Origin of the sequence: Methylobacterium sp. E-041, assembly GCF_022829665.1 — a bacterium.
Classification (GTDB): domain Bacteria; phylum Pseudomonadota; class Alphaproteobacteria; order Rhizobiales; family Beijerinckiaceae; genus Methylobacterium.
The window spans coordinates 184234-192548 of record NZ_JAKSYQ010000076.1 but is presented as its reverse complement, the minus strand read 5'-3'; the positions used below and the strand labels follow the sequence as shown (position 1 = coordinate 192548).

General features: G+C 70.9%; 8 protein-coding genes and 1 pseudogene. 4 read left to right on the top strand and 5 right to left on the bottom strand.

The features are described from left to right. Positions 1–194, bottom strand: a pseudogene (locus tag MKK70_RS07870) (PQQ-dependent dehydrogenase, methanol/ethanol family); the annotation flags it as partial. A gap of 93 nt (positions 195–287) precedes the next feature. Then, on the bottom strand, positions 288–1322 hold the full coding sequence (locus MKK70_RS07865) for an aspartate-semialdehyde dehydrogenase (RefSeq protein ID WP_147729787.1): 1035 nt from the start codon (positions 1320–1322) through the stop codon (positions 288–290). Positions 1323–1620: 298 nt separating this feature from the next. Here MKK70_RS07865 and MKK70_RS07860 point away from each other — a divergent pair, with 298 nt between their 5' ends. Both MKK70_RS07860 and MKK70_RS07855 read left to right on the top strand, forming a co-directional pair. After that, entirely contained in the window at positions 1621–2460 is an 840-nt protein-coding gene (locus MKK70_RS07860) for a hypothetical protein (protein WP_243946703.1), read from the top strand. 185 nt (positions 2461–2645) lie between these two features. Next, a complete protein-coding gene (locus MKK70_RS07855) occupies positions 2646–3050 on the top strand; it encodes a hypothetical protein (protein ID WP_147729876.1) in 405 nt (134 codons plus the stop codon). A gap of 74 nt (positions 3051–3124) precedes the next feature. Here MKK70_RS07855 and leuB read toward each other — a convergent pair whose 3' ends face one another. Then, positions 3125–4234: a 3-isopropylmalate dehydrogenase gene (gene leuB / locus MKK70_RS07850; protein WP_243932152.1), complete on the bottom strand. Its 1110-nt coding sequence runs from the start codon at positions 4232–4234 to the stop codon at positions 3125–3127. Positions 4235–4502: 268 nt separating this feature from the next. Continuing rightward, on the bottom strand, positions 4503–5465 hold the full coding sequence (locus tag MKK70_RS07845; RefSeq protein ID WP_147728945.1) for a polyprenyl synthetase family protein: 963 nt from the start codon (positions 5463–5465) through the stop codon (positions 4503–4505). A gap of 198 nt (positions 5466–5663) precedes the next feature. Here MKK70_RS07845 and mtgA point away from each other — a divergent pair, with 198 nt between their 5' ends. Next, positions 5664–6272, top strand: coding sequence for a monofunctional biosynthetic peptidoglycan transglycosylase (gene mtgA / locus MKK70_RS07840; RefSeq protein WP_405044393.1), 609 nt, complete (start codon positions 5664–5666; stop codon positions 6270–6272). Between the two features lie 73 nt (positions 6273–6345). Beyond that, complete coding sequence (locus MKK70_RS07835) at positions 6346–6888, top strand: hypothetical protein (protein ID WP_243946702.1); 543 nt, start codon at positions 6346–6348, stop codon at positions 6886–6888. Positions 6889–6941: 53 nt separating this feature from the next. Here MKK70_RS07835 and MKK70_RS07830 read toward each other — a convergent pair whose 3' ends face one another. Continuing rightward, entirely contained in the window at positions 6942–8180 is a 1239-nt protein-coding gene (locus MKK70_RS07830) for an argininosuccinate synthase (RefSeq protein WP_147729302.1), read from the bottom strand. Positions 8181–8315: the final 135 nt, after the last annotated feature.

The following is an 8315-nucleotide window of genomic DNA, read 5'->3' as shown; positions in this document are numbered from 1 at the left end:
GCCACCTGGAGGTTCTTGACGTTGCCCGCGTTGATCTGGTCGAGCTTCGAATAGCGCGTGTTGGCGTAGTCGACCGTCTGCAGCACCTGCTCGGCCGGGTTCGCCAGATGCTTCATCAGATCGTCGTTCGCGATCGCCGGGCTGGTCGATGCGAGAGCGACGAGGAGCAGGTGCGGTCCAAGATCGAGATTCATCGCTCGGCAGCCTGATCTGCAAAATGAAAAGGCGCCGCCCGACCAGCGGGACGGCGCCTCGATCAATCATGGATCCCGATCGTCGGACGACGTTCAGGCCGCCTTCCTGTCCCGCCCGATCAGCTTGCGGTTGATCAGGAGCTCGGCGATCTGGACCGTGTTCAGGGCGGCGCCCTTGCGCAGGTTGTCCGAGACGCACCAGAAGTTCAGGCCGTTCTCCACCGTCGCGTCCTCGCGGATGCGGGAGATGTAGGTCGCGTCCTCGCCCGCCGCCTCGTGCGGGGTCATGTAGCCGCCGTTCTCGCGCTTATCGATCACCAGGATGCCGGGCGCCGAGCGCAGGATCGCGGTCGCCTCCTCGGCGGAGATCGGGCGCTCGAACTCGACGTTGACGGCCTCCGCGTGGCCGATGAACACCGGCACGCGCACGGCGGTGGCCGTGAGCTTGATCTTGGGGTCGAGCATCTTCTTGGTCTCGGCGACCAGCTTCCACTCTTCCTTGGTGTAGCCGTCCTCCATGAACACGTCGATGTGCGGGATGACGTTGAAGGCGATGCGCTTGGTGAACTTCTCCTGCTTCACCTCGCCGGCCGTGAACACGGCGCGGGTCTGGTTGAACAGCTCGTCCATCGCGTCCTTGCCGGCGCCGGAGACCGACTGGTAGGTCGAGATCACCACGCGCTTGATCGTCGCCGCCTCGTGCAGCGGCTTCAGGGCGACCACGAGCTGCGCCGTCGAGCAGTTCGGGTTGGCGATGATGTTGCGCTTGGAGAAGCCGACCACCGCGTCGGCGTTCACCTCGGGCACGATCAGCGGCACGTCCGACTCGTAGCGGAACGCCGACGAGTTATCAATCACCACGCAGCCCTGCGCGCCGATGCGGGGCGACCACTCCTTGGAGGTCTCGCCGCCGGCCGACATCAGGCAGATGTCGGTGTCGGAGAAGTCGTAGGTGTCGAGGGCTTTGACCTTGAGGATCTTGTCGCCGAAGGAGACTTCCTGGCCCTGGCTGCGGCGCGAAGCCAGAGCCACGACCTCGTCGGCGGGGAAGGCCCGCTCGGCGAGGATGTCCAGCATCTCGCGGCCCACGTTCCCCGTGGCGCCGACGATGGCGACCTTGTAACCCATCTCGATCAGACTCCGCTTGCCGCGCGCGATCCCGGCATCCGCCGCCCGCGTCGGGCCATGACCCGCCGGCCCCGCGACGTCGCAAGGTGGGACCTGCGGAAGGCGGGAGCAAGGCGCCGGGGTCGCTCGCCTGTCAAGGGAGGCGGCGTCATGCCTCCCGCGCTTCGTCATGCATCCCCGCGGCAAGGTTCGATTCACCGCGTGCCGAGAAAGCCGGCCTCGGGCGGCGGATCGAAACCACCGGGGAGGGGATCCGGGCGGAGGATGCAGGTGCTTTCCCGAGGCGCGACCGCATCCGATGGCCACAGACGAGACGTTCCCCGGCCTCGCGCCCGCGGCGGCCGCGCCGCGGCGGTGGCGGCTCGTCGCCTTCGCCGGCCGCGCGGTCGGCGCCGTGCTGACGATCGGCGCGCTGAGCGTGCTGTCCCGCGAGACGGTCCGGACGCGTCCGCCCGAGCCGGCGCCGGCCCCCGTCACGACCACCGATCTCGGGATCGCCTTCGTGCCGGCCATGACGCTCGCGCTACGGCCCGCCGTCCCGGCCGAGACGGCCGGGCGCCTGCGCCTCGACCTGGCGGGCGAGGCCGCCCGGATCGAACCGCGGCACGGCCCACAGGAGCAGACGCTGGGCCGCGGCGACTTCGCGGCGATCGAGGAGACGCATCTGCGCCTCACCCTGACGCGGGACGCCCCCGAGCCGCAGCCCGGCCTGTTCGTGACCCTGGCCCGGCGGGTGGCGGAGGGCCCGAACCTCTCGGTGATCCGGACCGGCCAGCGCGGGCGGATCGCCACGAAATTCGGTGCGGTCGAGACGCTGGAGGCGACGCTGTCGGGCGCGGGGCGCCGGATCTGCACCGGCTTCGTCACCCTGGAGGCCCAGCCGGCGCGGATCGACGGCTGGCTCTGTGCGCCCCTCGGGCAGCCGCCCGAGCCGCGCACGCTCGCCTGCACCCTCGACGCGCTCACCCTCGACGCGCGCGCCGACCCGGCCACGAGCGCGGTCTTCGCCGACGCGGAGGGCCGCCGCGACGCTAACTGCGACCCGATCCGGGCGCTGTCGTCCGGGGAGCCGGAAGGCCGCACCGGCTCGATCGTGCCGCGCCGCACGCCGCCCGCGCGGAAACCGCAGCATCCTTGAGCGAGCCCTTCGCGTGATCGGGGCGGCGAGCCCCTTTGCGCGATTGGGGCGACAATGCGGCAAAACACGCAAGCTGAGCCGTTTTTCCGGAACCGCGGCCGCGCTCGGGCGTCTACCCCGCAACAGGCACCGGATTCTTAATCTCTCGGCGCCATACCCGACCCCGCATTCAAACAAGGTGCGTCATGCGCTCGATCAAGATCGCCCTGCTGGGCGCCCTCGCCGTCACCGGCCTCGGCTTCACCGCGCCGGTCCAGGCCCAGGACGGTTACGCCCCGGGCTACCGCGTCAGCCGTCCGCTGCCGATCCGCATCCGCCCGCGCAGCTGGCTGGATGCCGGCAACGTCGTCGAGCCGGGCAACGGCTCGGTGAGCAACCCGGCCACCAACCCGGTCCTGATCGCGCAGTCGAACCAGCTCAACCCGGTCTACGGCCGCAACGACGGCTACGGCGGCGGCATCCTGCCCGACCCGATCACCAACGGCCCGTTCATCGGCGCCCGGTCGAGCGCGATCCGCAACGTCGACTTCTCGGCGATCGACGCGATCGATCCGACCTCCTACGTCGCGCGCTACGGCAACCCGTACTAAGCCGACACGGACCTCGTCGATCGGGGCGCGCAGCACGGGCTGCGCGCCCTTTTTCATGCGTGGCGTCCCGCCGCTCAGGCCGCGCGGACGCGCAGCTCGGACGCGATCAGCTCGGCCATCGCGCGGGTGCCGAGCACCGGGGCGCCGTCGCTCGCGATGTCGGCCGTGCGCGCGCCGCCGGCCAGCGCCGCGGTGATTGCGCCGTCGACGAGGTCGGCCGCCTCGCCGAGGCCGAACGAGTAGCGCAGACACATGGCGAGCGAGCCGATCATCGCGATCGGGTTGGCCTTGTCCTGGCCGGCAATGTCGGGCGCCGAGCCGTGCACCGGCTCATAGAGCGCCTTCCGGGTCCCGCGCGCGTCGACCGCGCCGAGGGAGGCCGAGGGCAGCATCCCGAGCGAGCCGGTGAGCATGGCGGCGACGTCGGAGAGCACGTCGCCGAACAGGTTGTCCGTCACCAGCACGTCGAACTGCTTCGGGCGCCGCACCAGCTGCATCGCGCAGTTGTCGGCGAGCACGTGCTCCAACGCGATTCCCGCGTAGTGGCGGGCGTGCACCTCGGTGACGACCTCCTTCCACAGCACGCCGGACTTCATCACGTTGTGCTTCTCGGCGGAGGCGACCCGGCCGGAGCGCTTGCCCGCGAGATCGAAGGCGACGTGCGCGATCCGCTCGATCTCGGCGGTGGTGTAGACCTGCGTGTCCACGGCCCGCTTCGAGCCGTCGGGCAGGGTGGTGATCTCCTTCGGCTCGCCGAAGTACACGCCGCCGGTGAGCTCGCGCACGATCATGATGTCGAGGCCCTCGACCAGCTCGCGCTTGAGCGCCGAGGCGTCGGCCAGCGCCGGGTAGCAGATCGCCGGGCGCAGGTTCGCGAACAGGCCGAGGTCCTTGCGCAGCCGCAGCAGGCCGGCCTCGGGGCGGATCTCGTAGGCCACGCCGTTCCACTTCGGCCCGCCGACGGCCCCGAGCAGGATCGCGTCCGCCGCGTCGGCCTTGGCCAGCGTCGCATCCGAGAGCGGCTTGCCGTGGGCGTCGATGGCCGAGCCGCCGACGAGGTCGGTCTCGGTCTCGAAGGTGGCGAGCCCGGTCTCGGCCAGCGCCGTCAGCACCGTCTCGACGCCGGCCATCACCTCGGGGCCGATCCCGTCGCCGGGCAGGAGCAGGAGCTTGTAGGTGGTCATGGAGTTCGCCTCTTATCGATGGGTCATTGAGAGCCGTAACGACTCACTTCGACCGGCCTTACCGATCTTCGACTGTCCCACCCCACTTCCGCATCCTGAGGCGATGGAGCGAAGCGGAGGCCTCGAAGGAACGCTCCAGAGATCGCGAGGGTGCTGGAGAACTCCTTCGAGGCCCGCTCACGCGGGCACCTCAGGATGAGGGCGTGGGTGGGACGATCCGATCGAACCGGCACGAAACGCGCGCCCTGATTCGACCGCTTTGGAAACGTCACACCTTCCGCGCCACCGTGAACCGGGCCGCCTCGCACAGGGTCCGCGCCCGGTCGCCCCAGCGGGCCACCGCCTCCTCGCAGACGCCGACCAGCCGGTCGCACTCGGCCCGGGCGCCGTCGAGGCCGAGGCGGTCGACGAGGGTCGCCTTGCCGGCGTCCTTGTCCTTGCCGGTGGCCTTGCCCATCGCCTCCGGCGAGGCCTCGCGGTCGAGGATGTCGTCGGCGATCTGGAAGGCCTGGCCCAGTGCGAGGCCGTAGCGCAGCAGCGCGGCGCGCTCGTCCCGGGTGGCGCCGCCGACCATCGCGCCGGCCTCGACCGAGAAGGCGAGGATGGCGCCGGTCTTCATCGCCTGCATCCGCAGCGTGTCGTCCACGTCGAGGGAGACCGGGCCGAAGCGGCCTTCCGCCGTCAGGTCGAGCAGCTGGCCGCCGACCATGCCGCCCAAGCCCGAGGCGCGGGCGAGGCCGAGCACGAGGTCGGCACGGATCGACGGGTCGGGCTGCCAGGTCGGGTCGGCCACGATCTCGAAGGCCAGGGTCTGCAGCGCGTCGCCGACGAGGATCGCGGTGGCCTCGTCGTAGGCCTTGTGCACGGTCGGCTTGCCGCGGCGCATGTCGTCGTCGTCCATCGCCGGCATGTCGTCGTGGACGAGCGAGTAGCAGTGCACCAGCTCGACGCCGGCGCCGGCCGCGAGCGCGCCGGCCTCGGAGCCGCCGAGCATGCGCGCGGTCTCGACCGCGAGAAACGGGCGCAGGCGCTTGCCGCCGCCGAGCACCGCATGGCGCATCGCCTCCATCAGGCGGGGCGGGCGCGCGATCTCGCCGGGGCCGACCTCGGGGCCGAGGCGCTCGACGAGGAAAGTCTCCACCGTGTCGGCCACGCGGGCGAGCTTGTGGGAAAACCCGTCGCCGGCGGCTTGCGACTTGACCGGAGCGGGGTGAGCCTGCGTTGAGGTCATCGGGAACGGGCCTTGGCGGGAGTGGGACGCGACACGGTGCGGGCGGACGATAGCAAAGCGGCGCCGGGTCGCGACGCGCAGAGTACCGAGGCGCGGGACCTGAGGTCGCTGGGGCGCCCGCAGCTGCCGCCACCGTCGCGGCGGGTCCGGAAGCTCGTCGGGCGCATCCTGCTCGTCCCGGCGGTCGGGATCGTCCTCATGCTCGCGCTGGCGCTGCTCTATAGCGCGGTGACGCCGCCCTCAACCCTGATGCTCGGGCGATGGTTGACGCTGCAGCCGGTGGCTCGCGAGGCGGTGCCGCTGTCGGCGATCGCGCCGGCGCTGGTCCAGGCGGTCGTCGCCTCCGAGGACCAGCGCTTCTGCCTCGACAACGGGGTCGACGTCGGGGCCCTGCGCGACGTGGTCGACGACGAGGACGGCCCGAGCCGCGGCGCCTCGACGATCGCGATGCAGACGGTGAAGAACGTCTTCCTCTGGCCCGGCCGGTCCTACCTCCGCAAGGCGCTGGAGATCCCGCTCGCGTTTCTCCTCGACGCGCTCTGGGGCAAGCGGCGGATGATGGAGATCTACCTCAACGTCGCCGAGTGGGGCGACGGCGTCTACGGCGCGCAGGCCGCCGCCCGGCACTGGTTCGGCAAGAACGCCCGCGACCTCACCCGCGGCGAGGCGGCCCTGCTCGCCGCGACCCTGCCGAACCCGATCCGGCGCAGCGCCGGGCGGCCCTCGCGCGGGGTGCGGGCGCAGGCCGAGCGCATCCAGGGCCGGATGGGGCAGGTCGAGGGCCTGATGGGCTGCCTGAGGGGATGAGTTTTTTCAGATCCCCGGTTCGCAGGCCGGCCCGATGCGGTTAGGGAGCGTGATCCGAACGAGAACGAGCGCCATGGCCGAGACCGGCACCACAGAGATCACCCTGGAGCGGATCGCCCTGATCCGCCGCCTCGTCGTCGGCTGGAACGCCGACGGGGCGGGCGCGCCGATGATCCACCCGGACGCGCCCTACGGCTCGACCGCGCGGGACGACGACATCGCCAACGTCACCGGCGACGACGAGGGGGCCGACGCGGAGCACCGGGCGGTTGGCGCGGCGTTCGCCGCCTTCGTCCGCCACGCGGTGCTCAAGCCCGGGCGCTACCAGTACCACAACCCCCTGGCCAAGCTCGATCCGGGCCGGGCCGGCGACGTGTTCCGCGACGCGGAGGGCGCCACGCCGGAGCACATCACCTTCGACGTCACCGCCGAGCACCTCGCGCTGATCCCGCACCTCGCCGTGCGCTGGAGCGATGCGCTGGACGTGCCCTGCGTCGACGCGGAGGCGCCCTACGGCGCGACGCCGGTGCCGGATTCCGCCCTGCACCACGAGATCCAGCCGGCGCTGCAGATCTTCCTGCGCTACGCCGACATCGCGCCGGGCGACTACGCATAGGCCGCGGTCGCCCGGCGGCTTCCCTCCCCCTTCGCGGGGGAGGGTGCAGGCCCTCAGGCGTCCCGCTTCTTGCGCTGCGCCAGGGTCCGCAGCCGCAGCGCGTTGAGCTTGATGAAGCCCGCCGCGTCGCGGTGGTCGTAGGCGACGGCGCCTTCCTCGAAGGTGACGAGGTCCTGGTCGTAGAGCGAGTGCGGGCTCGTCCGGCCGATGACGTGGACGCCGCCCTTGTAGAGCTTCAGCCGGACCTCGCCGGTGACCTTCTCCTGGCTCTTGTCGATCAGCGCCTGCAGCATCTCGCGCTCGGGCGAGAACCAGAAGCCGTTGTAGATCAGCTCCGCGTATTGCGGCATGATCTGGTCCTTCAGGTGCGCCGCGCCCCGGTCCAGCGTGATCGACTCGATCGCGCGGTGGGCCGGCAGCAGGATGGTGCCGCCGGGCGTCTCGTACATGCCGCGGCTCTTCATGCCGACGAAGCGGTTCTCGACGAGGTCGAGCCGGCCGATGCCGTTGTCGTGGCCGAGCTGGTTGAGCCTGGCCAGGAGCGAGGCCGGGGACAGCGCCTCGCCGTCGATGGAGACCGCGTCGCCCTTCTCGAAGCCAACGGTGATGATCGTCGGCGTGTCGGGCGCCTCCTCGGGCGAGAGCGTGCGCGAGAAGACGTAGTCCGGCACCTCGTCGGCCGGGTCCTCCAGCACCTTGCCCTCGGAGGAGGCGTGCAGGAGGTTGGCGTCCACCGAGAACGGGCTCTCGCCGCGCTTGTCCTTGGCGATCGGGATCTGATGCGCTTCCGCGAAGGCGATCAACTGCTCGCGGCTCTTCAGGTCCCATTCGCGCCAGGGGGCGATGACCGTCACGTCGGGCTTCAGGGCGTAGTAGCCGAGCTCGAACCGGACCTGGTCGTTGCCCTTGCCGGTGGCGCCGTGGCAGACCGCGTCGGCGCCGAGGCGCTCGGCGATCTCGATCTGCTTCTTGGCGATCAGCGGCCGGGCGATCGAGGTGCCGAGCAGGTAGACGCCCTCGTAGACCGCGTTGGCGCGGAACATCGGGAACACGTAGTCCCGCACGAATTCCTCGCGCAGGTCCTCGATGAAGATGTTCTCCGGCTTGATCCCGAGCAGCTCCGCCTTGCGGCGGGCCGGCTCCAGCTCCTCGCCCTGCCCGAGATCGGCGGTGAAGGTGATCACCTCGCAGCCGTAGGTCGTCTGCAGCCATTTCAGGATGATCGAGGTGTCGAGGCCGCCGGAATAAGCCAGCACCACCTTGTTCACGGGCTTCTTGTCGGGCTCGGACATGCGGACCTTCGGGTGTTCGCGGCGATGGGCAGGGGCGAGGGACTTGGGGCGATGGACTTGGGGCGAGGGCCTCGGGCGACGGACCGAAGGCGAGGGGCCAAGGGCGGCGGGCCGGGGGTTGCGGCGGCTTATCGC

Coding starts and splice junctions, on each gene's coding strand:
- MKK70_RS07860 (WP_243946703.1), top strand. CDS start 1,621: ATGGCCACAGACGAGACGTTCCCCGGCCTCGCGCCCGCGGCGGCCGCG.
- MKK70_RS07845 (WP_147728945.1), bottom strand. CDS start 5,465: ATGACCTCAACGCAGGCTCACCCCGCTCCGGTCAAGTCGCAAGCCGCC.
- mtgA (WP_405044393.1), top strand. CDS start 5,664: ATGCTCGCGCTGGCGCTGCTCTATAGCGCGGTGACGCCGCCCTCAACC.
- MKK70_RS07830 (WP_147729302.1), bottom strand. CDS start 8,180: ATGTCCGAGCCCGACAAGAAGCCCGTGAACAAGGTGGTGCTGGCTTAT.
- MKK70_RS07855 (WP_147729876.1), top strand. CDS start 2,646: ATGCGCTCGATCAAGATCGCCCTGCTGGGCGCCCTCGCCGTCACCGGC.
- MKK70_RS07865 (WP_147729787.1), bottom strand. CDS start 1,322: ATGGGTTACAAGGTCGCCATCGTCGGCGCCACGGGGAACGTGGGCCGC.
- leuB (WP_243932152.1), bottom strand. CDS start 4,234: ATGACCACCTACAAGCTCCTGCTCCTGCCCGGCGACGGGATCGGCCCC.
- MKK70_RS07835 (WP_243946702.1), top strand. CDS start 6,346: ATGGCCGAGACCGGCACCACAGAGATCACCCTGGAGCGGATCGCCCTG.